General features: G+C 73.3%; 26 protein-coding genes, 1 tRNA gene and 1 pseudogene. 9 read left to right on the top strand and 19 right to left on the bottom strand.

Translation table 11 applies throughout. The annotated features are described in order from the left end of the window. Positions 1–14 precede the first annotated feature (14 nt). Together ABZ340_RS18665 and ABZ340_RS18660 are read right to left on the bottom strand one after the other, a co-directional pair. Positions 15–2,552 carry an MFS transporter gene (locus ABZ340_RS18665; protein ID WP_358782858.1) on the bottom strand — a complete coding sequence of 846 codons (2,538 nt, stop codon included), beginning with the start codon at positions 2,550–2,552 and terminating at the stop codon, positions 15–17. Between the two features lie 13 nt (positions 2,553–2,565). Then, a complete protein-coding gene (locus tag ABZ340_RS18660) occupies positions 2,566–3,066 on the bottom strand; it encodes a MarR family transcriptional regulator (RefSeq protein WP_358782857.1) in 501 nt (166 codons plus the stop codon). Between the two features lie 206 nt (positions 3,067–3,272). On the opposite strand from ABZ340_RS18660, the gene ABZ340_RS18655 reads away from it, so the two are divergent. Next, positions 3,273–3,470: a hypothetical protein gene (locus ABZ340_RS18655; RefSeq protein ID WP_358782856.1), complete on the top strand. Its 198-nt coding sequence runs from the start codon at positions 3,273–3,275 to the stop codon at positions 3,468–3,470. Between the two features lie 144 nt (positions 3,471–3,614). On the opposite strand, the gene ABZ340_RS18650 is transcribed toward ABZ340_RS18655, so the two are convergent. The 10 genes from ABZ340_RS18650 to ABZ340_RS18605 form a co-directional block, all read right to left on the bottom strand. After that, the gene (locus ABZ340_RS18650) at positions 3,615–4,514 is read right to left on the bottom strand and encodes an RNA polymerase sigma factor SigF (protein ID WP_358782855.1); all 900 of its coding nucleotides are present in this window, start codon (positions 4,512–4,514) and stop codon (positions 3,615–3,617) included. A 416-nt stretch (positions 4,515–4,930) separates the two neighbouring features. Beyond that, entirely contained in the window at positions 4,931–5,788 is an 858-nt protein-coding gene (locus tag ABZ340_RS18645) for an RNA polymerase sigma factor SigF (RefSeq protein WP_358782854.1), read from the bottom strand. 148 nt (positions 5,789–5,936) lie between these two features. Then, a complete protein-coding gene (locus tag ABZ340_RS18640) occupies positions 5,937–6,230 on the bottom strand; it encodes a Dabb family protein (RefSeq protein ID WP_358782853.1) in 294 nt (97 codons plus the stop codon). Further along, entirely contained in the window at positions 6,230–6,406 is a 177-nt protein-coding gene (locus ABZ340_RS18635; protein ID WP_358782852.1) for a hypothetical protein, read from the bottom strand. Before ABZ340_RS18635 ends, ABZ340_RS18640 begins: the two co-directional genes overlap by 1 nt. 166 nt (positions 6,407–6,572) lie before the next feature. Then, entirely contained in the window at positions 6,573–7,445 is an 873-nt protein-coding gene (locus tag ABZ340_RS18630; RefSeq protein ID WP_358782851.1) for a helix-turn-helix transcriptional regulator, read from the bottom strand. A 176-nt stretch (positions 7,446–7,621) separates the two neighbouring features. Next, positions 7,622–8,038, bottom strand: a complete 417-nt coding sequence (locus ABZ340_RS18625; RefSeq protein ID WP_358782850.1) for a heme-binding protein — start codon at positions 8,036–8,038, stop codon at positions 7,622–7,624. Between the two features lie 264 nt (positions 8,039–8,302). Further along, positions 8,303–8,387, bottom strand: a tRNA-Ser gene (locus ABZ340_RS18620). 94 nt (positions 8,388–8,481) lie between these two features. Then, complete coding sequence (gene tadA, locus ABZ340_RS18615) at positions 8,482–8,913, bottom strand: tRNA adenosine(34) deaminase TadA (RefSeq protein ID WP_358782849.1); 432 nt, start codon at positions 8,911–8,913, stop codon at positions 8,482–8,484. Positions 8,914–9,059: 146 nt separating this feature from the next. Then, entirely contained in the window at positions 9,060–9,596 is a 537-nt protein-coding gene (locus ABZ340_RS18610) for a hypothetical protein (protein WP_358782923.1), read from the bottom strand. A 413-nt stretch (positions 9,597–10,009) separates the two neighbouring features. After that, positions 10,010–10,222 carry a hypothetical protein gene (locus tag ABZ340_RS18605; protein WP_358782848.1) on the bottom strand — a complete coding sequence of 71 codons (213 nt, stop codon included), beginning with the start codon at positions 10,220–10,222 and terminating at the stop codon, positions 10,010–10,012. A 138-nt stretch (positions 10,223–10,360) separates the two neighbouring features. Between ABZ340_RS18605 and upp the strand changes: the two genes are divergently transcribed. Further along, the gene (gene upp / locus ABZ340_RS18600; protein ID WP_358782847.1) at positions 10,361–10,993 is read left to right on the top strand and encodes a uracil phosphoribosyltransferase; all 633 of its coding nucleotides are present in this window, start codon (positions 10,361–10,363) and stop codon (positions 10,991–10,993) included. A 31-nt stretch (positions 10,994–11,024) separates the two neighbouring features. Here the strand turns inward: upp and ABZ340_RS18595 are convergent, their stop codons facing one another. From ABZ340_RS18595 to ABZ340_RS18570, 6 genes are all read right to left on the bottom strand, one after another. Next, positions 11,025–11,651 (bottom strand): LytR C-terminal domain-containing protein, encoded by a 627-nt coding sequence (locus ABZ340_RS18595; RefSeq protein WP_358782922.1) that lies wholly within the window; start codon positions 11,649–11,651, stop codon positions 11,025–11,027. 126 nt (positions 11,652–11,777) lie between these two features. Further along, entirely contained in the window at positions 11,778–12,074 is a 297-nt protein-coding gene (locus tag ABZ340_RS18590; RefSeq protein WP_004943146.1) for a type II toxin-antitoxin system VapB family antitoxin, read from the bottom strand. A gap of 309 nt (positions 12,075–12,383) precedes the next feature. Next, positions 12,384–12,527 (bottom strand): hypothetical protein, encoded by a 144-nt coding sequence (locus tag ABZ340_RS18585; protein ID WP_358782846.1) that lies wholly within the window; start codon positions 12,525–12,527, stop codon positions 12,384–12,386. Positions 12,528–12,600: 73 nt separating this feature from the next. After that, positions 12,601–12,957 carry a hypothetical protein gene (locus tag ABZ340_RS18580; RefSeq protein ID WP_358782845.1) on the bottom strand — a complete coding sequence of 119 codons (357 nt, stop codon included), beginning with the start codon at positions 12,955–12,957 and terminating at the stop codon, positions 12,601–12,603. A 95-nt stretch (positions 12,958–13,052) separates the two neighbouring features. After that, positions 13,053–13,742, bottom strand: coding sequence for an HdeD family acid-resistance protein (locus ABZ340_RS18575; protein ID WP_358782844.1), 690 nt, complete (start codon positions 13,740–13,742; stop codon positions 13,053–13,055). A 177-nt stretch (positions 13,743–13,919) separates the two neighbouring features. Then, positions 13,920–14,642, bottom strand: coding sequence for a siderophore-interacting protein (locus tag ABZ340_RS18570; RefSeq protein ID WP_358782843.1), 723 nt, complete (start codon positions 14,640–14,642; stop codon positions 13,920–13,922). 87 nt (positions 14,643–14,729) lie between these two features. Between ABZ340_RS18570 and ABZ340_RS18565 the strand changes: the two genes are divergently transcribed. The 5 genes from ABZ340_RS18565 to ABZ340_RS18545 all read left to right on the top strand — a co-directional run bounded on the left by ABZ340_RS18565 (position 14,730) and on the right by ABZ340_RS18545 (position 20,037). Beyond that, positions 14,730–17,015, top strand: a complete 2,286-nt coding sequence (locus ABZ340_RS18565) for a penicillin acylase family protein (protein ID WP_358782842.1) — start codon at positions 14,730–14,732, stop codon at positions 17,013–17,015. Beyond that, positions 17,008–17,634, top strand: coding sequence for a GNAT family N-acetyltransferase (locus ABZ340_RS18560; protein WP_358782841.1), 627 nt, complete (start codon positions 17,008–17,010; stop codon positions 17,632–17,634). Before ABZ340_RS18565 ends, ABZ340_RS18560 begins: the two co-directional genes overlap by 8 nt. A gap of 5 nt (positions 17,635–17,639) precedes the next feature. Continuing rightward, entirely contained in the window at positions 17,640–18,113 is a 474-nt protein-coding gene (locus ABZ340_RS18555) for a cupin domain-containing protein (protein ID WP_358782921.1), read from the top strand. Positions 18,114–18,137: 24 nt separating this feature from the next. After that, on the top strand, positions 18,138–18,899 hold the full coding sequence (locus tag ABZ340_RS18550; RefSeq protein ID WP_358782840.1) for an SDR family oxidoreductase: 762 nt from the start codon (positions 18,138–18,140) through the stop codon (positions 18,897–18,899). A gap of 286 nt (positions 18,900–19,185) precedes the next feature. Continuing rightward, on the top strand, positions 19,186–20,037 hold the full coding sequence (locus ABZ340_RS18545; protein WP_358782839.1) for a glycerophosphodiester phosphodiesterase family protein: 852 nt from the start codon (positions 19,186–19,188) through the stop codon (positions 20,035–20,037). A gap of 143 nt (positions 20,038–20,180) precedes the next feature. Here ABZ340_RS18545 and ABZ340_RS18540 read toward each other — a convergent pair whose 3' ends face one another. Then, positions 20,181–20,555, bottom strand: coding sequence for a DUF6479 family protein (locus ABZ340_RS18540; protein ID WP_358782838.1), 375 nt, complete (start codon positions 20,553–20,555; stop codon positions 20,181–20,183). A gap of 364 nt (positions 20,556–20,919) precedes the next feature. On the opposite strand from ABZ340_RS18540, the gene ABZ340_RS18535 reads away from it, so the two are divergent. Then, the gene (locus ABZ340_RS18535; RefSeq protein WP_358782837.1) at positions 20,920–22,533 is read left to right on the top strand and encodes a right-handed parallel beta-helix repeat-containing protein; all 1,614 of its coding nucleotides are present in this window, start codon (positions 20,920–20,922) and stop codon (positions 22,531–22,533) included. Positions 22,534–22,853: 320 nt separating this feature from the next. Continuing rightward, positions 22,854–24,152 (top strand): annotated as a pseudogene (locus ABZ340_RS18530) (hemolysin family protein); the annotation flags it as partial. Between the last annotated feature and the right edge of the window lie 307 nt (positions 24,153–24,459).

Raw genomic sequence — 24,459 nt, 5'->3', positions numbered from 1 at the left:
GGCCGGAGTGTGGGTTACTCGCCGGGGTGGGCGAGCTCGATGTCGTGGTCGTCGACGCCCGGACCGCTGACGGTCAGGGCGGTCGCCACCGGCGGGTAGCCCGTCGCGATGACGGTGTACTCGCCGCCGTCCAGGTCGGTGAAGGCGTACGCGCCGTCCTCACCGGTGGTGGCGGTGCCGACCACGTTGCCGGCCGCGTCGACCAGCGTCACGCGGGCGTCGGCCAGCGGGCCGTGCGGGGCACGGACGACGCCCTGCAGGCGGGCACCGGCGTCCAGGTCGATCTCGACGCGGGTGACACCCGTGCCGCCGACCTCGACGGGCAGCGCGCGCGGCCGGAACCCGGCGGCGTTGACCGCGATGGTCACCGTGCCCGGCACCAGCTCGGCGAGGGAGAACTCGCCCTGCTCGCCGGAGGTGGCGGTGGCCAGCAGGTCGCCGCGCACGTCGGTGACGATGACCATGGCGTCCTTGACCGGCTGGCCGGTCTCGGCGGCGCGGACCAGGCCGTTCAGGCCGCTGGTGCCGCTGAGCAGGATGTCGTACGCGACCGGCTCGCCGTTCACCACGATCGTGGACGCCTGCGGCTGGTAGCCGTCGGCGGAGGCGATCAGGACGTACGAACCCGCGCCCGGCGCGTCCACCGCGTAGGAGCCGTCGGCCTGCGCGACCGACCGGCCCAGCTGCCGGCCGCCGAGCGAGATCAGCGTGACGGCGGCCTGCGGCACGGGCGCGCTCTCGGCGCCGCGGACGAAGCCGCGCACCGGTATGCCGCCGGAGACGGGAGCCTCGGAGCCGGCCGCCGTGGCGACGGCGGCGAGCTTCTGCGTGCCGGTGTCGGTCGCGGCACCGTTGTCGCCGGCCGGGGCGGCCGGTGCCTGGCCGGCGGTGGCCGGCTCACGCCGGCCGGTGGCCTCGGCCGGGGCCGGAGCCGCCGGGGAGGCGGTCTGCGAGGCGGCCTGGCCGGACTGGGCGAGTGCACCCGACGTACGCAACGGGACCTCCTTGATGAACAGCGTCACGAGGAACGCCAGCAACGCGATGGGAGCGACGTAGAGGAAGATGTCGCCGATGCCGTGCCCGTAGGCGCTCTCCAGCCAGGTGCGGATCGGCGCGGGCAGCAGGTCCATGTCCGGGATCTGGCCGGAGCCCATGGCCTTGCCGGCCGCCATCTGCTCCTCGGGCTTGAGCTGCCCGATGGTGTCCTGGGCGTAGTGGCTGATGCGGGTCGACATCACGGAGCCGAGCACCGAGACGCCCACCGCACCGCCGAGGGACCGGAAGAAGGTCACGACGGAGGAGGCGGCACCCAGGTCGCGCGGGGCCACCTGGTTCTGGGTGCAGAGCACGAGGTTCTGCATCATCATGCCGACACCGAGGCCCATCAGCGCCATGTAGATCGCGAGGTGCCAGTACGGGGTGTCGTAGCGCATGGTGCCCAGCAGGCCCAGGCCCGCCGTCAGCAGCACGCCGCCGGCCAGCAGCCAGCCCTTCCACTTGCCGGTCTTGGTGATGATCTGACCGGAGACCGTGGAGGAGATGAACAGACCGCCGATCATCGGGATCGTCATGACGCCCGACATGGTCGGGGACTTGTCCCGGGCGAGCTGGAAGTACTGGCTGAAGTAGACGGTGCCCGCGAACATCGCGATACCGACGAACAGCGAGGCGAGGGACGCCAGGGCGATGGTGCGGTTCCCGAACAGGCGCAGCGGGATGATCGGCTCGCTGGCCTTCGACTCGACGAAGACGAAGATCGCGGTCAGCACGATCGCGCCGCCGACCATGACGCCCGTCTGCCAGGACATCCAGTCGTACTTGTCGTCCGCGAAGGTGACCCAGACCAGCAGCAGGCAGACGGCCGCGGTGATGAAGAAGGCACCGGCCCAGTCGACCTTGACCTTGCGCTTGACCACCGGCAGGTGCAGCGTCTTCTGCAGCACCACCAGCGCGATCAGCGCGAACGGCACACCCACGTACAGGCACCAGCGCCAGCCGAGCCAGCTCGTGTCGGTGATGACGCCGCCGAGCAGCGGACCGCCGACGGTCGCGACCGCGAAGGTCGCGCCCAGGTAGCCGGAGTAGCGCCCGCGCTCACGCGGGGAGATCATCGCCGCCATGATGATCTGCGCCAGGGCGGACAGACCGCCCGCGCCCAGACCCTGGATGGCACGCGCGGTGATCAGCATGCCCGGGTTCTGCGACAGGCCGGCGACGACGGAGCCGACGACGTAGACGCAGAGGGCTATCTGGACCAGGGCCTTCTTGCTGACCAGGTCGGCGAGCTTGCCCCACAGGGGAGTCGAGGCCGTCATCGCCAGCAGCGATGCGGTCACGACCCAGGTGTACGCGCTCTGGCCGCCGCCGAGGTCACCGATGATCTCGGGCAGGGCGTTGGAGACGATGGTCGAGGACAGGATGGCGGCGAACATGCCGAGCAGCAGCCCGGAGAGCGCCTCCATGATCTGCCGGTGCGTCATCGGGGCGTCCGAGGAGGAGCCTCCCCCGTGCTTGGCATGAGCCCGCACACCGGCTGGTGTGGTCGTTGCCATGGACTTCCTTTTCTTACGTGGTGATCGCGGGTGTACGGGTGGACTGATCGGCCACGGGTGGTGTGGCGGCCCGGTTCGGCGTGAACCGGCAGTCGTCGAAACTCGCCCTGAGCCGCGCCATGAGGCGGGCGAGCTGGCCGACCTCCTCGTCGGTCCAGTCGCTCAGGCGGTGGGCGAGCAGCTGGGTGGTCCGCTCGGACAGCGCGTCGAGCTGCGCGGCGCCCTCGGGCGTGAGGCGCAGGATGCGCGAGCGCTTGTCGGCGGGATCCGGTGAGCGTTCGATCCAGCCCCGCTCGACGACGTGCGCGACGTGGCGGCTCGTGACCGACATGTCCACGGCGAGCAGCTCCGCGAGCTTGCTCATGCGCATGTCGCCGTGGCGGCCGAGCAACGTCAGGACGGCGGCGGATCCGCTGGGGCAGTCGGACGGCAGGATGCGGCCGAGCTCCCGCTTCACGGCGCCGAAGGCACTGAACTGACGGATCAGGTCCTCGTACTGCGCCTTCCCGGCCATTCACACCTCCCGGGTTCATTGCTTAGGGCAACCATATGAGTGATTGGTTGCTACAGGCAAACAAACCGAGGGGATCCGGCATAAAAACTTGGCAAAGGCAAGTATTGCGACCGTAAATGTGCAGGTGAGGGCGGGTGCGGTCGCGCCGGCCGGGCCGCCCGCCCCGGGCTTGGGCAGTACCCGCTCATTCGCTAGGGTCTCGGGCCATGGCTAACAACCAGGGCCCCCAGGGCAATTACGACCCCGCTGGCAGCACCCAGATGTTCCGCGCGTTCGTCGACGAGGGCGCCCCCGCCCAGTCCCGGCAGGCCGCCGCCCCGGCCGGGCCCCGCATCGGCCTGATCGTCGGTGTCGTGGTCGCCGTGGTGGTCGTCGCGGCCGTGGCCTGGCTGGCGCTGGCGTAACGCGCGACGGCGGGCCGGCGCGCCCGCCCCGGACAGACGATCGCCGCCGCGGTGCCCGTCGGGGCCCCGCGGCGGCGGATCGTCTCTTACGTGTGCTCTTTACGCCTGCTCTTCAGGCATGCTCCTGCCTCTGTCCCGTGGTCCTCAGTCGGAGATGAGCCCCTCGCGCAGCTGCGCCAGCGTGCGGGTCAGCAGCCGGGAGACGTGCATCTGCGAGATGCCGACCTCCTCGCCGATCTGGGACTGGGTCATGTTGGCGAAGAAGCGCAGCATGATGATCCGCCGCTCGCGCGGCGGAAGCTTGGCCAGCAGCGGCTTGAGGGACTCGCGGTACTCCACGCCCTCCAGGGCCGTGTCCTCGTAGCCCAGCCGGTCCGCGAGCGAACCCTCGCCGCCGTCGTCCTCCGGGGCCGGGGAGTCCAGCGAGGAGGCGGTGTAGGCGTTGCCCACCGCGAGCCCGTCGACCACGTCCTCCTCGGACACGCCCAGCACGGCGGCCAGCTCGGCGACGGTCGGGGAGCGGTCCAGCTTCTGGGACAGCTCGTCGCTGGCCTTGGTCAGCGCCAGGCGCAGCTCCTGGAGGCGGCGCGGCACCCGCACCGACCAGGAGGTGTCGCGGAAGAACCGCTTGATCTCGCCGACCACGGTCGGCATGGCGAACGTCGGGAACTCCACGCCCCGCTCGCAGTCGAACCGGTCGATCGCCTTGATCAGGCCGATGGTGCCGACCTGGACGATGTCCTCCATCGGCTCGTTGCGCGAGCGGAAGCGGGCGGCGGCGTAGCGCACCAGCGGGAGGTTGAGCTCGATCAGGGTGTCCCGGACGTAGGCGCGCTCCGGGCTGTCCTCGTCGAGGGCGGCGAGCCGCAGGAACAGGGAGCGGGACAGGGTGCGGGTGTCGATGGCCTCCGGGGCCGGGGCGGCCGGGGCCGGCGCCTGAAGGCCCGTGACGTCGTCGATGGGGCCGAGCGCGTCGAGCGCGTCGGGCGCGGTCTCGCTCTCCGGGAGCGTGAGCACCTTCGAGCTGCCCTGGTCTGCGGACATGCCACCCCCTTTGGGTCGCGGGACGGTCGCGGCGGAACGCTCCCCCCTCGGGAACGCAGCCTTCACCTGAATACCGGAGCCGGGGCTCCGGCAAACGCGCTTCCCGCAGAATGTCACATGTCGGCAACGCGCTGTAGTGACTTGTCGACATGCGAGACCTGAATCGGCCCTGGAAACAGGGGGTCTGACGGGTTTTCGGTGCGAAACTGTCGGCATCCGCCCTGGTGAGCGATTCGCTCGTACCGGTTACGCCTCGATCGTCTCTTCGGTTCCGCTTCCCCGGGCCTGCTTCCCCGGTTCTGCTTCCCCGGGCCTGCTTCTCCAGCGCTGCTTCTCCGGGCCTGCTTCCCCGGGCCTGCTTCTCCAGCGCTGCTTCTCCGGCCCCGCTCCTTCGGTCCCGTGCCGGGGGGCGCCGCCTACGCGTCGATCCGGTTGGCGGTCCTCAGCCGCTGGAAGCTGCGTGCCAGCAGCCGCGAGACGTGCATCTGGGAGACGCCGAGTTCCGCGCTGATCTGCGACTGGGTGAGGTTGCTGTAGTAGCGCAGCAGCAGGATGCGCTGCTCCCGCTCCGGGAGCTGGACGAGGAGGTGGCGGACCAGGTCGCGGTGCTCGACGCCGTCCAGCGCGGGATCCTCGTATCCGAGCCGGTCGAGCAGCCCCGGCAGCCCGTCGCCCTCCTGCGCGGCCTCCAGGGAGGTGGCGTGGTACGAGCGTCCGGCCTCGATGCAGGACAGCACCTCCTCCTCGCTGATGCGCAGCCGCTCGGCGATCTCGGCGGTCGTCGGGGAGCGCCCGAAGGCGGTGGTCAGGTCCTCGGTCGCGCTGTTGACCTGTACCCACAGCTCGTGCAGCCGGCGCGGTACGTGGACGGTGCGCACGTTGTCGCGGAAGTACCGCTTGATCTCACCGACCACGGTCGGCATCGCGAACGTCGGGAACTGCACGCCCCGGTCCGGGTCGAAGCGGTCGATGGCGTTGATGAGGCCGATGGTGCCGACCTGGACGACGTCCTCCATCGGCTCGTTGCGGGAGCGGAAGCGGGCGGCGGCGTAGCGCACCAGTGGCAGGTTGGCCTCGATCAGCGCCCCGCGCACCCGGTCGTGCTCCGGCGTGCCTGGCGTCAGCTCCTTGAGCTGGGCGAAGAGCACCTGGGTCAGGGCCCGGGTGTCGGCGCCCCGGCTGCGCTGCGGCGCGGCCCGGCCGACGGGTGCTTCCTGGGACGGTGCTTGAGGCGCAGTACTGGCCGACACGGTCAACTCCACCTCGTGATCCATCAACTCATCCATCAAAAGCGGTCATAGCATCACAAGACATGTCCACTGTGTGCAAGCACCCCATAACACCGTGTTGAGGGGCAAGTTTGGGCATAAGACACGCGAAAGCCCCCCGCCGGAATGGCGGAGGGCTCGGTGCGGAGGAGGCTCAGAACTCGTAGTCGGCGATCACCCAGGTGGCGAACTCCCGCCACAGCGCGACGCCCGCCTGGTGGGCCGGGTGCTCCAGGTAGCGCTTGAGGGCGTCGGCGTCGTCCACTGCCGAGTTGATCGCGAAGTCGTGGGCGATGGGCCGGTCGCTGATGTTCCAGCCGCACTCCCAGAAGCGGAGCTCCTCGATCTGGTCGCCCAGGGCCCGGAAGGCCGCGACCCCCTCGACGACGCGCGGGTCGTCGCGCTCGACGCCCTCGTTGAGCTTGAACAGGACCAGGTGGCGGATCATCACTTTCCTCCGTTGGCGACCCAGGTCATGAAGTCGCCGATGGCCTTGGCGGCGTCGGATATGCCCTCGAAGCCTATCTGGACGTAGTCGGCCGCCTTGGCCGGGTCCGTGATGATCACGTAGAGCACGAAGACCACGAGCACGAAGACGGCGATCTTCTTGGCGTTCACCGCCACTGGCGGCCTCCCCTGTGACTGACGTGCCCCCGCGGGCCTCCTGGTGCCGGCGGTGAGTGTAACTTCACGTCGTCCTCCGCGTCGTCTTCGAGGACCGGTGAGCGCGTGGGCCCTGCTCCTCGCCCCGGCCCCGCCCCCCCCGTTCCCGCCCGGCCGGAGGACGGGGTCAGCCGGCCGTCCGCGCGGACGCGGCCAGGTGGTCCGCCCACTGTGCGAGGGCCTCGAACCCCCGCCGGGTGCCGGTGTCCTCCGCCGCCGTGTGCACGATGATCGTCTGTTCCGGGGCCGCCGTGATCCGCAGGGCCTGCCAGTCCAGGGTGAGCTCGCCCGCGACGGGATGGCGGACGCGCTTACGGCCCGAGGTCACCCCTCGCACGGCGTGCCGCGCCCACCAGTGCCGGAAATCGGGGTCGCGCTCGGACAACTCGTCGACCAGGGCGTGCAGCCGAGGGTCGTCGGGGTAGCGGGTGGCGTCCATCCGCAGGCGTTCGACGAAGCCGCCGGCCACGTCCCTCCAGTCCGGGTACAGCGCGCGGACCCGCGGCTCCAGGAAGACCATCCGGGCCAGGTTGCGGTGCCGGGGCTCGATCCGCGAGAGGTCGGTGAACAGCGCGGAGCCCATGGCGTTCCACCCGATGACGTCCATCCGCCGGCCGAGCACCACCGCCGGCACCCGGACCATGCTGTCCAGCAGCGCCTGTGTGGCGGGTGAGACGGAGTCAGCCGGTGGCGGGCTCACGGGCCGGACGGGCGCGCGTGCGCACAGGCGCAGGTACTCCCACTCCGCCGGGGTGAGCCTCAGGGCCTTGGCGATGCCGCTGAGCACCGCGTCGGACGCCTGCGTCGTACGGCCCTGTTCCAGGCGCGTGTAGTAGTCGACGCTGACGTCCGCCAGCTGGGCGACCTCCTCGCGGCGCAGCCCCGGGACCCGCCGGGGCCGTCCGCTGTCCGGCAGGCCCACGTCCTCGGGCGACACACCGGCCCTCTTGGCCTTGAGGAACTCCCCCAGTACGAGATGCCCTTGAGCAGCAGAGCCCATGGGCGCAATTATGCGTCACGGGCTGTTCGGGTCCTCAGGGTCCTCAGGGTCCTCAGGGTCCTGAGGGTCCTCCGGGCCGTCCGGGCCGTCCGGGCCCCGTCCGGGTCCTCCGGGGCCGCCGCGGGGCCCTCCGCCCGTCGGCGCGCGGAGCCGGTGTCAGGCGCGCGGAGCCGGTGTCAGGCGTGCGCGGTCACCTTCGCGCCGGCGACCGCCTCGGCCACCGCGGTGTCCTGGCCGACGTCGCCGCCGGAGACGCCGACGGCGCCGACGACGTCGCCGTCCTCGTCGGTGATCGGCAGACCGCCGCCGAAGGTGACCAGGCCGCCGTTGCTGTGCTCGATGCCGTACACCGGGCCGCCCGGCTGGGAGATCTCGCCGATGGCGGAGGTCGGCATGCGGAACAGCGCCGCGGTCCTGGCCTTCCTCACCGCGATGTCGACGGAGCCGAGCCAGGCGCCGTCCTGCCGGGAGAACTGGAGCAGGTGACCCCCGGCGTCGACGATCGCGATGTTCATCGCCACACCGATCTCGTCCGCCTTGGCGAGGCCCGCCCCGACACGGGCGAGGGCCTCGGCGTGGGTGATCGCGCTCATGGATGACACTCCTTGGTCTCAGGTCTCACTGGGGCGACGGCGGTTCGGCCGCCTCCGCTCGGTCGAGCGGAACTGACTCCACAGTGACCCGCGTGAAAGCCCCTCACCAGGGCGGTTTCCTCCGGGGAAGCCCGTTCCTGGGACGGGCGGTCCCAGGATGGCTCCGGGACAGTCCCGAGACGGCGCCGGTGGGACACCGGTGGAACGTCGGTGGCAAGCAGAACACCCCCTGACCGTGTCGCCACGGTCAGGGGGTGTTGTCAGCGGTAGCGGAGGGATTTGAACCCTCGGTGACTTGCGCCACACTCGCTTTCGAGGCGAGCTCCTTCGGCCGCTCGGACACGCTACCGAGGGAGACCCTACCGCAAGGTGGCCCTCGGTTTGAAATCGGTATCCGGTGTGCTCGCTCTCCGAGCGCGGGCGGTTTTCAGTGCGGGCGGTCTTCAGCGGGTGCGGAAGAAGTCGGTGAGGAGGGCGGCGCACTCCCCGGCGAGCACGCCCTCGATCACCTCGGGCCGGTGGTTGAGCCGCCGGTCCCGTACGACGTCCCACAGGGAGCCGGCCGCGCCCGCCTTCTCGTCCCGGGCGCCGTAGACCACCCGGTCCACGCGGGACTGCACGATCGCGCCCGCGCACATCGTGCAGGGCTCCAGCGTGACGACGAGGGTGCAGCCGGCGAGCCGCCACTCGCCGAGCCGGTCGGCGGCCCGCCGGATGGCGAGGACCTCGGCGTGCGCCGTCGGGTCGCCGGTGGCCTCGCGTTCGTTGTGGCCGGCGGCGAGCACGGTCGTGCCGTCCGCGGACAGCACGACGGCGCCGACGGGAACGTCACCGCCCCGGGCCGCCCGCCCGGCCTCGTCCAGGGCGAGCCGCATCGCGGCCCGCCAGCGGTCGCGTACCGGGTCCGGCGCCGGTCCGCCGGTGCCGCCGGTTCCTCCGGAATCTCCGGACCCTCCGGGTTCTCCGGGCCCTCCGGGTTCTTCGGGCCCTCCGGGTTCTTCGGTTGGTGCGGTCGGTGCGGTCAGCGGACGGTCTCCAGCGTCTCCGAGGCGCCCAGGGCCTCGGCGATCTCGGTGAGCGCGTCCTCGGTCAGCGAGCGCAGCTCCTTCTCGCTCACGCCGAGGTCCTCCAGGATCTCGGCGTCGCCGACCGGGCCGTGCGGCACGGTGGACTCGGCCGCGGCGGGGGGTTCCGCCGCGTCGGCGTCGTCCTCCGGTTCACCGTCCTCGGTGCCGTCGAGGTCCAAGGCGTCCAGGTCGGGAGCGCCGTCCCCGGGCTCCCGGCCGAGCAGCTCGTCGGTGAGGAGGAGCTCGCCGTAGCTGCTGCGGGCGGCGGCGGAGGCGTCCGAGACGTAGATGCGAGGGTCGTCCTCGCCGTCGACGCGGACGACGCCGAACCAGGCGCCCTCCTGCTCGATGAGCACCAGCACCGTGTCCTCGTCGGGAGAGGCTTCCCGGGCCAGGTCGGCCAGATCCGACAGGGTTTCCACATCGTCGAGCTCTGTGTCGCTCGCTTCCCACCCGTCTTCGGTGCGCGCGAGCAGTGCGGCGAAGTACACCGTGACTCTCCCACTGGTCATAGGCGTGCCGGTTGGAGGTCCCCCCGGCGGAGGTTGCGGGTGGGGAGAGCGAGCTCCGAGCCCCACCCACTCGGAATCGTGACAGAAACAGGGCGTTCAGGGGACGTCTTCGGCTCCCTGTGCCCGGCCGTTCCGGCCGCGAGTCCGAGGGCATCAACGGGTGCGCCTCGGCGGACCCCTCCGGGAGGGGGCCACCGGCGCACTCGGTGCCGCCACTTGCGGATCGTACGCGGACTTCCGCGGTCGCCGTGCACCCCGTGCGGACCGGTGCCCGCGCGCCGCGCGATCTTCCCCGTCCGGCCCCGCGGAGACCGGCCCCGCGGAGACCGGCCCCGTGGAGACCGGCCCCGTGGAGTCCGGCCCCGTGGAGTCCGGCCCCGTGGAGTCCGGGGCTACCAGCGGAAGGTGCGCATGCGCATCGCGCGGCGCAGCCGGGCGGCCTTGGCGCGGCGCGGCTGGACGCGGGCGCGCAGCGCCCGGGCCTCGGCCAGTTCGCGCAGGAACTGGGCCCGGCGCCGACGGCGTTCGGCATCCGTCCGGCTCTCGGCGTCCGTCTCGGGCCGGCCGTCCGGGGACGGCGTGTCGCGGATTTTCCGGTCAGGCACAGTCTCACCACCCCGTGTCCGTCCCTCCCACCTTCCCCCGGACGGACGGTTTGACGCCAGCGAGCGGGTGACATGCCGACCGGGGGCTTGCCCGGCGCGGGGACGCCGGGCCCTTCACGCCCGGTTACTGTGGTGGGCATGCGTCTCCACGTCGTCGACCACCCCCTGGTCGCCCACAAGCTCACCACGCTGCGCGACCGGCGCACCGACTCCGCGACCTTCCGCCGTCTCGCCGACGAGCTGGTCACCCTGCTCGCCTACGAGGCCACGCGTGACGTGCGCACCGAGCAGGTCGACATCCAGACGCCGGTCGCCCGCACCACCGGGGTCAAGCTCTCCCACCCGCGTCCGCTGGTGGTGCCGATCCTGCGGGCCGGCCTCGGCATGCTGGACGGCATGGTCCGGCTGCTGCCGACCGCCGAGGTGGGCTTCCTCGGCATGATCCGCAACGAGGAGACGCTCCAGGCCTCCACGTACGCCACCCGGATGCCGGAGGACCTCTCCGGGCGCCAGGTGTACGTGCTGGACCCGATGCTGGCCACCGGCGGCACGCTCGTCGCCGCGATCCAGGAGCTGATCCGGCGCGGCGCCGACGACGTGACCGCCGTGGTGCTGCTCGCCGCCCCCGAGGGCGTCGCGACCATGGAGCGCGACCTGGCCGGCACGCCGGTGACGGTGGTGACGGCCTCGGTCGACGAGCGTCTCGACGACAACGGCTACATCGTGCCGGGCCTGGGCGACGCGGGCGACCGGATGTACGGGTCCGTCTGACCGCGTTTTCCGGCGCGCCCGGGGCGGCTGCTCAGCAGTCCCGCTTCTCCTTCTCCTTCTCCTTGGCGGGCTCCTGCCGGGGCTGGGCCAGTGCGGCCAGGGCCCGGTCGGCGTCCGCCTCCGGCGACAGCTCCTTGAAGGCGTCCCCGATGATCAGGTCGACGGCGGCGCCGCCACGGGCGGCGTCGGTGCGGCGCTCGGCGGCGGGGAGCTGGGTGGCGAGCACCGGCAGCGAGGTCTTCAGGGCGGAGGCGGGGCCCAGCAGGAGGCCGGCGCCCTTGACCTTCTTGTCGTACTCCTTGGGCGCGTTGCCCACCTCGCCGATGCGGAAGCCGCGCTTCTTCAGCTCGTCCGCGGTCTTCTTGGCGAGGCCGCCGCGGGTCGTCGCGTTGAGCACGTTGACGGTGATCCGGCCCGGTTCGGGCGGCGCCACGGCGCGGGGCGAGGCGCTCGCCCGGGGCGAGCAGATGGTCTTGGCACCGGCCGCCGAGGCGGGGTTCCCGCCGCCGGTGAACACGTCGATGAGCTGCAACGTGCCCCAGCCGAGCAGGCCGAGGGCGACGGCGCAGGCGGTGGCGAGGAAGGCGAGCCTGCCGCGCCGCCGGGGAGGCCGCATCCGCGGGTACTTGTCCCCCGTGATCCGGTACGGTCCGCCCATGCCGGGGGGAGTCAGCATGCTCATGGCCGCAGCGTAGTGCGCCGAGGCGGCCGTGCCTACCGGATGATCATTTGATGCGTTCAGTTCGGGACAATCCAACCCGGAAGGGTCAATCCGGGCGCTCGGTCAGTCGAGTTCGAGGACTCTCGCGTGCAGCACCTGCCGCTGCTGGAGCGCCGCGCGGACGGCGCGGTGGAGGCCGTCCTCCAGGTACAGGTCGCCCTGCCACTTCACGACGTGCGCGAAGAGGTCGCCGTAGAAGGTCGAGTCCTCGGCGAGGAGGGTCTCCAGGTCGAGCTGCTGTTTGGTGGTCACGAGCTGATCGAGGCGGACCGGGCGCGGCGCGACGTCCGCCCACTGCCGGGTGCTTTCCCGGCCGTGGTCGGGGTACGGCCGGCCGTTTCCGATGCGCTTGAAGATCACACGGAAAGCCTACCGGCCCAGACGTTCCGGGCGCAGCCATGGCGACGCAGTGCGACGCCGAAAAAGACGCCATAAACAGGGGCGAAGCGGGAGCTAGTGGTTGATGTGAGTGGCTGGGGCCGGCGGTCCGGCCGACGCCGCCCCGACCGTCTGGTCCTCGGGCCGTGCCGGCTTCGCGCCGCCTCGGAGGCGGCTCCGAGCCGCCTCCGTGGTGTTCTCGGAGCCGGTCGCGGGGCTGCGCGTCCGGTTCGCCCGAAAGGGGCGGTCCCGGCGGCCGGGTGTGCTTCCGCCGCGGGGCCGCCCCGGCGGTCAGGTGCGCTCCCGTCCGGTCGCCGGGCGCTGCGCGGGCCGCTGGTCCTGTCCCTGCCGGGGCGCGGTGCCCGGCTTGGGCGTGCTGCGGGCGGCCTCGGCGCGCAGGAGGGCGTGCAGGACGGCGTAGGGGTCCTTGAGCATGGCGTGTGTCTCCTCTGTCTCCTCGTTCCGTGCGGTGACTGCGGGGCTGACGGGCCCGGTGGGGCGGTTCGGGTCAGCAGCGCAGGACCACGGAACGCAAGGAGCGCGGGGAGGGCGGCGGGCCGGGCGGCGCGGGTGCGGGTGCGGGGCGGTGTGCGCCGTGCGGGGGGCGGGGGAGGGGAGCGGGTGCGGGGCGCAGGGGTGCGGCGGTGCGCCGGCCGGTGCGGGCGGGGAGCCGCAGGGCGGTGTCGAGGACGTCGTACTCGGTGGCCGGGGCGCCGCTCTCGCCCGGCAGGACGGCGCCCGGCACCGCCTGCGCCTGCGCCTGGGCGTGCGCGCCCGGTACCAGCAGGGCGAGCAGCAGGACGAGCACCCGCGGCCACAGGTGCCGGCGCGCGGTGCGGCGGGCTGTCCGCGGTACGGGGCTCATGCCGGGTCGTGTCCCCGCCGGGCGTACGCGGCCCCTCCCGCCGGGGGCGGGAACCGCTCGCTCGGCGTAGGGGCGGGGTGCGGGGCGTACGCGGTTCACAGCGAGCGGGGCGCCTGCCGGGCGCGGCTGCGGATCCGCAGGGCGGTGACGGTCTCGGCCACGCCGACGGCCACGAGCCAGCAGCCGGCGGCCACGGTGAGGGCGGCGGCCGACTCGAACGGCGAGACGATCAGGACGACGCCGGCGAGGGCGGTGACGACGCCGAGGAAGATCTGCCAGCCGCGGGCGGGTGTCCCGGGGTCGTGGGCGGCGGCGACGGTCTGGGTGATGCCGCGGAACAGCCAGCCGACGCCGATCCACAGGGCGAGCAGCAGCACCGACCGCAGGGGGCCGCGGAAGCAGAACAGGCCCAGCAGGACGGAGACCGCGCCGCTGACGAACGCCAGGACGCGCAGGGAGGTCGTCCGGTGCGTGCCGAAGGCGGCGGCGAGCTGGAGGACGCCGCTGATCAGGAGGTAGAGGCCGAACAGCACGCCGGCGGCCAGCAGGGACGCGCCCGGCCGGATCAGGACCAGGACGCCCAGGACGAGGGAGGCGGCGCCGGTGAGCAGCACGGTCTGCCAGGCGGTCCGCGCCAGCAGGTGCAGCGGCCCCTCGAAGGGCGGCTCGGGCTCGTGCCCTCCGGCCGGCCCTCCGGGCGGCCCGGCGGCGGGCGCGTGGCGGGCGTGGACCCTGCGGTCGTCGTACTCCGGACCCCACGGGGAGCCGCTCGGTGGCTCGGTCATGGTCCATGCTGGGCGCCTGCGCGAGCGGCCCGCTTTTCGGGGTGGGCCGCTCGGGTGAGGGGCTCCGCGGGGTGATGGGATTCCGTGGGCGGCGGGGTGCGCTGGGTGACGGGATTCTGCGGGGCGGCGGGGGCGCGTGGGGCGGCGGGGATACGCGGGACGGCGGGGGTGCGCGCGTCAGGCGGCGCGCCAGTACCCGAGCGCGTTCACCCGCTGCTTGGGCAGGCCCAGCTCCTTGCGGACGTACGAGGCCAGGGCCCGGGTCGTCACCGTGTCGCAGGCGATCCAGACGTACGGGTCGGGCGTCGCCGCGAGCAGGCCGGGCAGCTCCGCCCTCACCCGTTCCACCAGGTGGGCGCCGGCGTCGCGGCGGGGGACCGGGCGCAGGTCGTGCCGGCCGGGGGTGTGACGGAAGGGCAGGCCGTCGGGGGCGCCCTCGAACCAGAGGGTGGCCGGGGCCTGCCCCAGCGCCGCCAGCAGGGAGTCGAGCGCGGGCAGGGAGGCCGGGTCGGCGACGGCGAAGACGTGGGAGGGCGCGGGGTCGGGGTACTGGAAGCCGGTGCCCTGGACGGTGGCCTCGACGGTGTCGCCGGGCTTCGCGGCCCGCGCCCAGTCACTGGCGCACCCCTCGTGCAGGGCGAACTCCAGACTGAAGGTGCCGGCCGCCGGGTCGGGGTCGACCAGCGTGTAGGCCCGCTGGTGCGGCTTGCCGGCGTTGTCGAACCACAGCCGCACCCACATGGTCGGGTGGACGCCGGTCGCGGCCAGCAGGCCGCCGTCGGTCAGGTGCAGCCGCCGGTAGTCGGCCGTGACGTCCTCGGCGCCGGTCACCGTGCACGTGAAGTCCTTCGCGCGCAGCAGCTTGAGGACCGCGCCTTCCCAACCCCGCCCCTGCCCCATGGCCCCTTCACCCTTCGCGTACGATTCCGCCACCAGTTCGAGTCAAGAATTAGGCAAGGCTAACCTAAAGGGAAGTAGGGGCACAGGGTGGGCGCCGAGATATTCCGCGATGCCTGGGGCATCCCGCACCTGCGCGCCACGAGCGCGCGCGAACTCGCCCGTGTCCAGGGCCGCGTCACCGCCCTCGACCGGGCCTGGCAGCTGGAGGTCGAGCGGCACCGCGCGCAGGGCACCTCCGCCTCCTTCCTCGGAGCCGGGTCCCTGCCCTGGGACCGGTTCGCCCGCCGCGCCCGCCTCGCCGACACCGCCCGCCGCTGCTTCACCGCCCTGGCGGAGAAGGACCCGGAGACCGCCGACTGGGTGCGGGCCTACGTCGACGGCGTGAACGACGGCCTGGCGGAAGGGGCCGCGGCCACGGGCGAGTTCGCGCGCACCGGCCTCTCCCCCGAGCTCTCGGCTTCGCTCGGGCAGGGAGGTACCCCCATCGGCCGCTGGGAGCCCTGGACGCCGCTCGCCGTCTGGCTGTCCACCCACATCCTCTTCGCCGGCTTCCCGGCCAAGCTGTGGCGCGAGCACCTCGCCGGGCATCTCGGCGCCGACGCCGTCGCCCTGTTCGCCACCGACGGCCCCGGCACCGCGGGCAGCAACGGCTGGCTGGTCGCCGGGGAGCGCACCGTCACCGGGCAGGCCGTCATCGCCGGCGACCCGCACCGCTTCATCGAGGACCCCGGCGTCTACCAGCAGATCCACCTGTCCTGCCCCGAGTTCGACGTGGTCGGCCTGGCCGTGCCCGGCGTCCCCGGCATCGCCCACTTCGGCCACACCGGCACCGTCGCCTGGGCCATCACCAACGCCATGGCCGACTACCAGGACCTGTACCGGGAACGGCTGCGCCGCACCGGCGCCGGCGTCGAGGCCCTCGGCCCCGACGGCGTCTGGCACCGCGCCGCCCGCCACACCGAGACCATCGAGGTCGCCGGGGAGGAACCGGCCGAGGTGGAGGTGATCGAGACCGCCCGGGGGCCGGTGATCATCGGCGGCCCCGAGGGGCTCGACGACGGCGGCGTCCTGCCGGACCCGTCCGGCGCCCCCGCCGGTAACACCGACATCTCTGGTATCTCTGGCACGCCCGTCGCCATCAGCCTGCGCCACCCGCCCCGCGTCACCGCCGACCTCGGCTTCGGCGCCCTGCTGCCGCTGCTGCGGGCCCGCCGGGTCGCCGACGTGGACCGCGCCCTGGACGCGTGGGCCGAGCCGGTCAACGTGGTGCAGGCCGCCGACACCGAGGGCGGGCTGCTGCACCGGGTCGCGGGCCGGGTGCCGGTGCGCGCCGCCGCCAACGGGCTGCGGGTGGTGCCCGCGTGGGAGCCCGGCCACGAGTGGCGCGGCTGGCACGAGACGCCCCGCGGCGGGCTGACCGACGGTGTCGCGGTGATGGCCAACCAGCGCGGCCTCGCCGCCCCCCTCGGCGTCGAGTTCGCCCCGCCGCACCGCGCCGACCGCATCGCCGCGCTGCTCGCGGGCCGGGACCGCTGGTCGGCCGACGCCATGCCCGCGATCCACACCGACACCCACCTCGCCTCCGCCGCCCCCCTCCTGGACCGCCTCGCCGCCCTCGACGGCCTGACCCCCCGGGCCGCCGCCCTCCGCGACCGCCTCCTGCGCTGGGACCGGCACATGGACGCCGGCAGCACCGACGCGGCGCTCTACGCGGCCGTGCGCAGTGCCGTCGTACGCCGTCTCGCCGCCCACCCGGCGTTCGCCGCGCTGACCGCCCCGCCCGCCTACCCGGAGGTCTTCCAGCCCTGGCTGGCCCTGCGCCCGCGCATCGGCTACGCCCTGGAACACCTCCTGCGCGCGCCGGAGCTGTACGGCGTCGACCGCGCGACCGAGGTCCGCGCGGCCCTGGAGGAGGTGGCCGCGGGGGGCCCGCCGTCCGGCACTTCCAACGCCGCTGGTACTTCCGGCGCCTCTGGCGCCTCTGGCACCTCTGGCACCTCTGGCGCCTCTGGCCCCTCCGGTACCTCTGGCGCCTCCGGCACCTGGGGCGACACCCACCGCCTCGCCCCCTGGCGGGCGCTCGCCGACGTGACGTACGACGAACCGGGCCTGTCCGGCGACCACGACTGCGTGCTGTGCACCTCCGCAGTGCCGGGCGTCACCGACCTCGCCGCGCGCGGCCCGGCCGCCCGCTACGTCTGGGACCTGGCCCGCCGCGAGGACAGCCGCTGGGTGGTCCCCTTCGGCGCCTCGGGCGTCCCCGGCTCACCGCACCACCGCGACCAGCTCCCCCTGTGGCTGCGGGGCGACCTCGTCCCCGTGATCACCGACTTCACCCGACTGCACAAGGAGACCGAGGAGACCGATGTCTGACCTGTCCGGCCCGCCCGACCCGTACGCCTCCCGCACACCCGTCCACGAACAGGAGATCGAAGGCTTCGGCACCTTCCGGGTCCTGCCCCTCGACGCCGAGCGCGACGCCGGTGTCGTGCACCGCTGGGTGAGCGAGGAGAGGGCCTCCTTCTGGGGCATGAACGGCCTGACCCGCGACCAGGTCGCCGGGATCTACGCCCACATGGACACGCTCGACACCCACCACGCCCTCCTGCTGGTGAGGGACGGCGAACCGGCCGCGCTGCTCCAGACCTACGAGCCGGACGCCGACCGCGTCGGCGAGTGCTACGAGGTCCGCCCCGGCGACATCGGCGTCCACCTGCTGCTCGCCCCCGCCGGTCCGGACGGCGCGCGTCCCGGCTGGACCTCCGCCCTGATCGCCGTCGTCACGGCGTACGTCTTCCGGACCCTGGACCGCACGCGCATCGTGATCGACCCGGACGTCCGCAACGAGAAGGCGATCGCCCGCTTCGTCAAGCAGGGCTTCACCGCGGGCCCGGCGGTCGTCCTGCCCGAGGTCGACCTGCCCGACGTGTACCTGCCGGAGAAGCGGGCGCAACTGGCCTTCCTCGACCGGGAGGTAGCCTTCCCCGGGTGACCTTGGTGACCCCTGAGGACCTCGTCGCGCACTACGGGCTGGAGCCGCTTCCACGCGAGGGCGGCCTGTTCCGCCGCACCTGGGCCGGACCGGACCGCCCCGACGGGCGCCCGGAGGGCACGGCGATCGTCGTCCTCCTGACCGGCGGCGACTTCTCCGCCCTGCACCGCCTGCCCACCGACGAGGTCTGGCACTTCTACCTCGGCGACCCGCTGGAGCTGCTGCTCCTCGCCCCCGACGGATCGTCCCGGACGGCCGTCCTGGGACCGGACGTCCTGTCCGGCCAGCACCCGCAGCTCACCGTCCCCGCCCGCACCTGGATGGGCGGGCGGGTGGTGGCGGGCGGCGCGTGGACGTTCTTCGGCTGCACGATGGCGCCCGGCTTCACCTACGAGGACTACGAGCACGGCGACGCGGCCGTCCTCACGGCACGCTATCCGGCACAGGCCGCGCGCATCGCCGCCCTGTGCCGCCCCTGAGTCCCCGCGTTCCCGGGAGTGCCCATGAAGCTGCTGGACGGACAGGTCGCGCTCGTCACGGGCGCGGGCGGCGGCATCGGCCGGGGCATCGCGCTGCGCTTCGCCGAGGAAGGCGCGGCGGTCGCCGTGCACTGCCGTACGGCGGTGGAGGCGGCCCGCGACGTGGCCGCGCGCGTCCGCGAGCTGGGCGGACGGGCCGTCGTCCTGCGCGCCGACCTCACCGGCGAGGACGCCTGCCGGCGCCTGGTGCGCGAGGCCGCCGACTGGGGCGGGGGCCGGCTGACGGCGCTCGTCAACAACGCCGGGGTGCAGCCGGTCCGCGAACTGCCCGGGATGACGGCCGCCCAGTGGCGGGAGGTCGTCGACACCAACCTGACGAGCGTCTTCGCCTGCACCCAGGCGGCGGCGGAGGTCATGCGCGACGGGGGCGGCGGCACCATCACCCACATCGCCTCCATCGAGGCGAGCGCCCCCGCCCCGGCCCACGCCCCCTACTGCGCCTCGAAGGCCGCGGTCGTCATGCACGCCCGCTCGGCCGCCCTGGAGTACGGCCCGTGGGGCATCCGCGTCAACACCGTCTCCCCCGGCCTGATCGACCGCGAGGGCCTGGCCGAGGCGTGGCCGGAGGGCGTACGGCGGTGGCGGCGGGCGGCGCCCACCGGACGCCTGGGGCGGCCCGAGGACGTGGGTGACGCCTGCGTCTTCCTCGCGTCCCGGCTGGCGTCCTGGGTCACGGGCCACGACCTGGTGGTGGACGGAGGGGTGTCGGCCCGGCCGGCCTGGTGACGTGCGCGCCGTGCGCCTCTGTGGGCGCCTCTTCGGGTGGATTCCCGGGCGGACTCTCCGGGTGGGCTCGTCGGGTGGTTCGTCGGGTGGGTTCGTCGAGCGGGTTCGTCGAGTAGGGAAGAGCCGGGATTGCGGGGGAGCGCCCCTTCGGGCCCGGATGGCCGTTTCACCCGTCCGCTCCACTGGCTGGTATGTGCGCCGCCGGACCGCGGCAGGTTTCCCGTAACCACCGTTCGGCAGCCTCAAGGGTGCCCATCAGGGTGCCATCGCATTCCAGGAGGCTGTAGTGAAGCATGTGGGCAAGAGGTGCGCCGGTGTCGTCGTGGCCGTGCTGAGCGGTCTGGCCCTGGCGATGACGTCGACGGCCGCGCACGCCGCCGAGGGGCCGGACGTCATCGCGCACCGCGGGTCCTCGGGCATGGCGCCGGAGAACACCGCGGCCGCCGTCGAGCTCGCCGTCGATCAGCGGGCCGACTTCGTGGAGATCGACGTGCAGCGCACGAAGGACGGAAAACTGGTCAACTTCCACGACTGCACCATGGAGCGGACCACCGACGTCGAGGAGGTGTACCCGGGCCGTCCCGGATACCGCGTCTCCGACTTCACCTGGGCGGAGCTGCGCAGACTGGACGCCGGTTCGTGGTTCCACGAGGACTACGCCGGCGAACCGCTGATGACCGTCGACGACGTGATAGCGCGCGTCAAGAACACCCGCACCGGGCTGCTGGCGGAGATCAGCCCGTGCGGCCACTACACGGGCATCGCGACCGACTTCGCGGAGAACCTGCTGGGCAAGCCGCGCTACGTCCAGCGCGCCCTGGCCCACGGACGGCTCGCCGTCCAGTCCTTCCAGGTGGACGACGCCCAGGAGTTCCACGCGCTGCTGCCCGATGTCCCGATCGGCTTCCTGGACGCCACGCGTCCCACCGAGGAGGAGCTCGTCCGGCTGAGCACGTGGGCGGACCAGGTGAACCCGCAGTACACGGTGACCGACCAGGCCCTGGTCGACCGCGTGCACGAGCTGGGCATGGACATCAACGTGTGGACGGTCGACGAGCCCGGCGCGATGCGCAGGATGGCCGGCCTGGGCGTCGACGGGATCATCACCGACTTCCCCCAGTCCCTCACCCAGCGCTGACGGAACCCGTTCCGGAACGGGTCTCCCAGGAGATGATCCGGAGATGCCCCGGAGATGTCCCGGGAGATGTTCCCGGACGATCGGGAGCAGCCCCGCCGTGGGTGGCGGGGCTGCTCCACCGCGTGCGGCCGGGCGCCGGGAGGTCACACCCCCGGTGGCAGCCCGCCGCCTCCGAAGGATCCGCTGGAGCCCGGCAGCCAGCGGCGCCGCTGCTGGTCCTTTCCGCGCCGGGTGCTGGCCGGATGGAGCTGGTACGGCATGAGCCGTCCGCTCCCGTCCATCACCAGAGGCACCTCGTCCGGTTCCCGCATCTCCCGTTCCTCGCGCACGGGACCGGTGACGGGGAGTTTCGGCTGCTCTTCCGGACGAGGGCGTTCCAGCTCCTGCTCCATGACCCGCATGCCGACGCGTACCGCCCAGATCAGCGCACCGGCGATCACCAGCCCGCCGATGAAGGCCGCGGTCATGTTGAGCGCGTGCTCGGAGGAAGCCGCCAGTCCATATATTGCCGTACTCATGTTCTGATTATTACCTCGAAATCGCCGAGAAACCCCCTAAATGTCCGAATAAATGTGGAGAGGTGCGGGATCTGCTGATCTCGGCGCTGGCGGCTGGCGGCTGGCGGCTGGCGGCTGGCGGCTGGCGGCTGGCGGGTGGCGGGTGGCGACCGGTGGGTGGTGGGTGGCGACCGGTGGCCGACGTTCGGTGGGCGGTGGGTGATTGAGGCGCCGGGAAGGCTGGTACCCGGGCGGAAGACGGAGGCGATGAGCCGGTGAGGGCTCTGCCGGGCCCGTTGCCGTCCGCCCCGCCCGCCGTCACCTCCGCCGTTTTCCGCCGTTTTCCGCTGCTTCCCGCCGTTCCCGTCGCCCCGGAGGAGCCCGTATGAACCTGCCGCTGACGGTCGACGCCCGTGACCACGGCCTGGCCGGGGACGGGGCCGCCAACGACCAGCCGGCGCTCCAGAAGCTGGTGGACGCGCTGGGCGATGCCTGCGCCGCCGACGGCCGCCCCCGGACCATCCACGTCCCCGCCGGCCGCTACGCGATCCGGGACCGGCCGGTGCTGTGGCGCAGCGGCGTCTCCCTCGTCGGCGCCGGGCGCGCCGCCACCCGCTTCGAGCTGAGCAACCCCGGCGCCCCGACGACCCCGGTGCCGCTGGCCTGGTTCACCACCGCGCAGCACGGCGCCGGCCGGGACCGGCACATCGCCGACGTGACCTTCGCGCACTTCGAGATCGACGGCTCGGGGGTGCGGACACCGGAGTACGAGGTCCTGGCCAAGGGGCTCGGCCTCCAGTACGTGCTGCGGGGACGGTTCAGCGACCTGTGGATCCACGACACGGCGGCGACCGGGTTCGGCTGCGACTTCCTCCAGGACACGGTCGTGGAGGGCGTGCTCGCCGAGCGGTGCGGGCGGCAGGACTCCGGCGAGCAGATGGGCGGCGCGGGCCTCGGCATCGGCGTCGGCGGCTGGGGCCCGGTCGAACGGCTGGCGATCACCGACTGCACCGCCACCGGCAACGGCACCAACGGCATCTTCCTGGAGCTCCAGCAGGACTACTGGACCCCGCCGCGCGGCATCCGCATCACCGCCTGCCACGCCGAGGACAACCGCTTCGGCATCTCCGACTGGGGCGCCGACGGCCTGCTCGTGACCGCCTGCACCCTGATCGGCAACCACCAGGCCGGGTTCGACGTGTCGTCGCAGGGCACCACGAGCATCGGCGGGCGCGGCGGCACCGTCACCGGCTGCCTCATCGACGGCAACGTCCACGACGGGGTCGCGCTCGGCAACACCCCCGGCCCCTACGCCTTCCGCGGCAACCGCATCAGCAACAACGGCCGGTACGGCTACTGGCAGCACAACCTGGCCGGCGGCGACCAGGAGGCGACCACCGACATCGTCCTGGAGTCCAACGACATCCACGACAACGCCCTGGACGGCATCCGCATCGACGCCCCGCTGCACGAGCCGGCGTTCCTCGGCAACCGCGTCCGCGGCAACGGCCGCCGCGCCGCGTCGGCGGCCGAGGGCGGTGGCGCGGGCGTCCGCTGCACCGCCCGGACCCTGACCGACGAGGGCGCCGACTGGTCCCCGGGCGGCCACCGCGGCAAGGAGCTCACGGTGGGGGAGCAGACCGCCGTGGTCCTGGACAACACCGCGACCGAACTCCTCCTGGCCCCGCACCGCCCCGGCGCCGGCACGGCCTGGACCGACGGCACCCCCGCCCCCGGCTCCGCCTACCGCCTCCCCGCCGCCCCCGCCCCGCGCGCCGGCCTGACCGCCGCGTCGGCGGTGGCCCACCCCTACGTCCACGGCAACCGCGTCCGCGACGACCGGCACCCCCGCACCCAGACCCACGGCCTGTGGCTCACCGGCGACTCCGCCTGGGCCGCCGGCCGGGTCTCCGGCAACGACTTCACCGGCAACGCCTCCGCCGCCACCCGCTTCGACTCGGCCCCGAGCGGCGGACGCTGGCGCGACAACGACGGGTGAGCGGGAGGCGGCCCGCCGGGCCCCGGCTCCGTCACCGGGGGCGGTGCTGCGGGGCGGGTCACATCAGGGCGGCGTTTGCGGGGCGCGTCCGCGCGGGAACAACCGCCCCGACCCGACCGTTTTCTCCAGGCAGTGGCATCACTTTGCCTGTCTTTTACCTTCCTTTACCATGGGTTCCCGACCCATCGACCCGTTAAGGAGTCCCGTTCCGCAATGGAGCCTCCCAGTACCGGCCGTGCCCTACCCCGCACGCGGCCCACGCGCATCACGCGCCTCGCATGGCCCGCGCCGTCCGTGTGTGAGGAAACGGGGGTGGCACGGTGACCGAGGTCCTGCTGCTCCTGCTGGCCCTCCTGCTCACCCTGGCCTGTGCCGTGTTCGTCGCGGCCGAGTTCTCGCTGACCACCGTCGAGCGCGGTGACCTGGAGCGTGCCGCCGAGGCCGGCGAGCGCGGCGCCGAGGGCGCCCTGAGAGCCGTACGCCGGCTGACCGTCCAGCTCTCCGGTGCCCAGCTCGGCATCACCGTCACCTCCCTGGTCATCGGCATGCTCGCCGAGCCGTCGCTCGCCGTGCTGCTGCGCGGCCCGCTGACGGCGCTCGGTCTGGGCGGCGCCGCGTCGTCGGTGGCGACCGTGCTGGGCGTGGCCGTCTCCACCGTCGTCCTGATGGTCGTCGGCGAGCTGGTGCCCAAGAACTGGGCGATCTCCCGGCCGCTGGCGGTCGCCAAGGTGGTGGCCGGTCCGCAGCGCGGCTTCACGGCCGCGTTCGGCCCGTTCATCACCCACCTGAACAACACCGCCAACCGTGTCGTGCGCCGCTTCGGCCTGGAGCCCGCCGAGGAACTGGCCTCGGCCCGCACCCCCGAGGAACTGGCCGCCCTCGTCCGCCACTCGGCCGCCGAGGGCGCCCTGGAGGCCGACTCCGCCGAGCTGTTCGTCCGCACCCTGCACCTGGGCGAGCTGACCGCGGAGAACGTGATGACCCCGCGCGTGGACGTCAAGGCCCTGGAGGCGCACGCCACCGCCGCGGACGCGGCGAACCTCACGCACGCCACCGGCCTGTCCCGCTTCCCGGTCTACCGGGACAGCCTGGACGAGGTCGTCGGCACCGTCCACATCCGCGACGTCCTCGCGCTGCCCCCGCACCGCCGGGCGGACACCCCCGTCACCGAGCTGGCCACCGCGCCGTTGCTGGTGCCCGACAGCCTGCCCGCCGACCGGCTCCTGGAGCGGCTGCGCGCGAGCCGCACGATGGCCGTCGTCATCGACGAGTACGGCGGTACGGCCGGGGTGGCCACGGTCGAGGACATCGTCGAGGAGGTCGTCGGCGAGGTGCGCGACGAGCACGACCCCGTCGAGGCCCCGGACCTGCTGCCCGCCCCCGCGGGCGCGGACGGCCGCGCGGTGTGGGAGGCGGACGGCTCGGTCCGCCTCGACCGGCTTGCCGGCATCGGCCTGACCGCGCCGGAGGGGCCGTACGAGACGGTGGCCGGACTCGTCGCCACCCGCCTGACCCGCATCCCCGCCAAGGGGGACGCGGTCGAGCTGGACGGCTGGCGGCTGGACGTCCTCGACGTCGAGCACCACCGCGCCGACCGCGTCCGCATCACCGCTCCCGCGGGAGACGCCCTCGTGGGAGACGCCCCCGTGGGAGACGCTCCTGCGGGAGACGCCCCCGCTGCGGGCGGCCTTGCGGCGGGCGACCCTGCGGCGAACGGCCTCGCGGCGAACGGCCCCGCGACCGGCCGGACGACCGATCGCGTAACCAGCCGGGTGACCGGCCGGGTGGTCGGCCAGGGGGCCGCCGTCCGGGCCGGTTCCACCGAGCGGGCGGAGGCTTCCTAATGCTGGTGTCAAGCGGCAAGCGTGACGGGCGGTGTGACTTGGTAGCACCGTCGGTCACGGATGAGGGCCCACAGGACGTTGA

The sequence above is a fragment of the Streptomyces sp. NPDC006134 genome, from assembly GCF_040628835.1.
Taxonomy (GTDB): domain Bacteria; phylum Actinomycetota; class Actinomycetes; order Streptomycetales; family Streptomycetaceae; genus Streptomyces.
Note: the sequence above shows the minus strand (reverse complement) of the source record. Positions and strands in the feature narration are given on the sequence as shown.

Bases quoted from the DNA above. Each gene is read 5' to 3' on its own strand.
- ABZ340_RS18665 (WP_358782858.1), bottom strand. From the start codon at position 2,552: ATGGCAACGACCACACCAGCCGGTGTGCGGGCTCATGCCAAGCACGGG.
- ABZ340_RS18660 (WP_358782857.1), bottom strand. From the start codon at position 3,066: ATGGCCGGGAAGGCGCAGTACGAGGACCTGATCCGTCAGTTCAGTGCC.
- ABZ340_RS18655 (WP_358782856.1), top strand. From the start codon at position 3,273: ATGGCTAACAACCAGGGCCCCCAGGGCAATTACGACCCCGCTGGCAGC.
- ABZ340_RS18650 (WP_358782855.1), bottom strand. From the start codon at position 4,514: ATGTCCGCAGACCAGGGCAGCTCGAAGGTGCTCACGCTCCCGGAGAGC.
- ABZ340_RS18645 (WP_358782854.1), bottom strand. From the start codon at position 5,788: ATGGATCACGAGGTGGAGTTGACCGTGTCGGCCAGTACTGCGCCTCAA.
- ABZ340_RS18640 (WP_358782853.1), bottom strand. From the start codon at position 6,230: ATGATCCGCCACCTGGTCCTGTTCAAGCTCAACGAGGGCGTCGAGCGC.
- ABZ340_RS18630 (WP_358782851.1), bottom strand. From the start codon at position 7,445: ATGGGCTCTGCTGCTCAAGGGCATCTCGTACTGGGGGAGTTCCTCAAG.
- ABZ340_RS18625 (WP_358782850.1), bottom strand. From the start codon at position 8,038: ATGAGCGCGATCACCCACGCCGAGGCCCTCGCCCGTGTCGGGGCGGGC.
- tadA (WP_358782849.1), bottom strand. From the start codon at position 8,913: ATGCGGCTCGCCCTGGACGAGGCCGGGCGGGCGGCCCGGGGCGGTGAC.
- upp (WP_358782847.1), top strand. From the start codon at position 10,361: ATGCGTCTCCACGTCGTCGACCACCCCCTGGTCGCCCACAAGCTCACC.
- ABZ340_RS18595 (WP_358782922.1), bottom strand. From the start codon at position 11,651: ATGGGCGGACCGTACCGGATCACGGGGGACAAGTACCCGCGGATGCGG.
- ABZ340_RS18585 (WP_358782846.1), bottom strand. From the start codon at position 12,527: ATGCTCAAGGACCCCTACGCCGTCCTGCACGCCCTCCTGCGCGCCGAG.
- ABZ340_RS18580 (WP_358782845.1), bottom strand. From the start codon at position 12,957: ATGAGCCCCGTACCGCGGACAGCCCGCCGCACCGCGCGCCGGCACCTG.
- ABZ340_RS18575 (WP_358782844.1), bottom strand. From the start codon at position 13,742: ATGACCGAGCCACCGAGCGGCTCCCCGTGGGGTCCGGAGTACGACGAC.
- ABZ340_RS18570 (WP_358782843.1), bottom strand. From the start codon at position 14,642: ATGGGGCAGGGGCGGGGTTGGGAAGGCGCGGTCCTCAAGCTGCTGCGC.
- ABZ340_RS18560 (WP_358782841.1), top strand. From the start codon at position 17,008: ATGTCTGACCTGTCCGGCCCGCCCGACCCGTACGCCTCCCGCACACCC.
- ABZ340_RS18550 (WP_358782840.1), top strand. From the start codon at position 18,138: ATGAAGCTGCTGGACGGACAGGTCGCGCTCGTCACGGGCGCGGGCGGC.
- ABZ340_RS18540 (WP_358782838.1), bottom strand. From the start codon at position 20,555: ATGAGTACGGCAATATATGGACTGGCGGCTTCCTCCGAGCACGCGCTC.
- ABZ340_RS18535 (WP_358782837.1), top strand. From the start codon at position 20,920: ATGAACCTGCCGCTGACGGTCGACGCCCGTGACCACGGCCTGGCCGGG.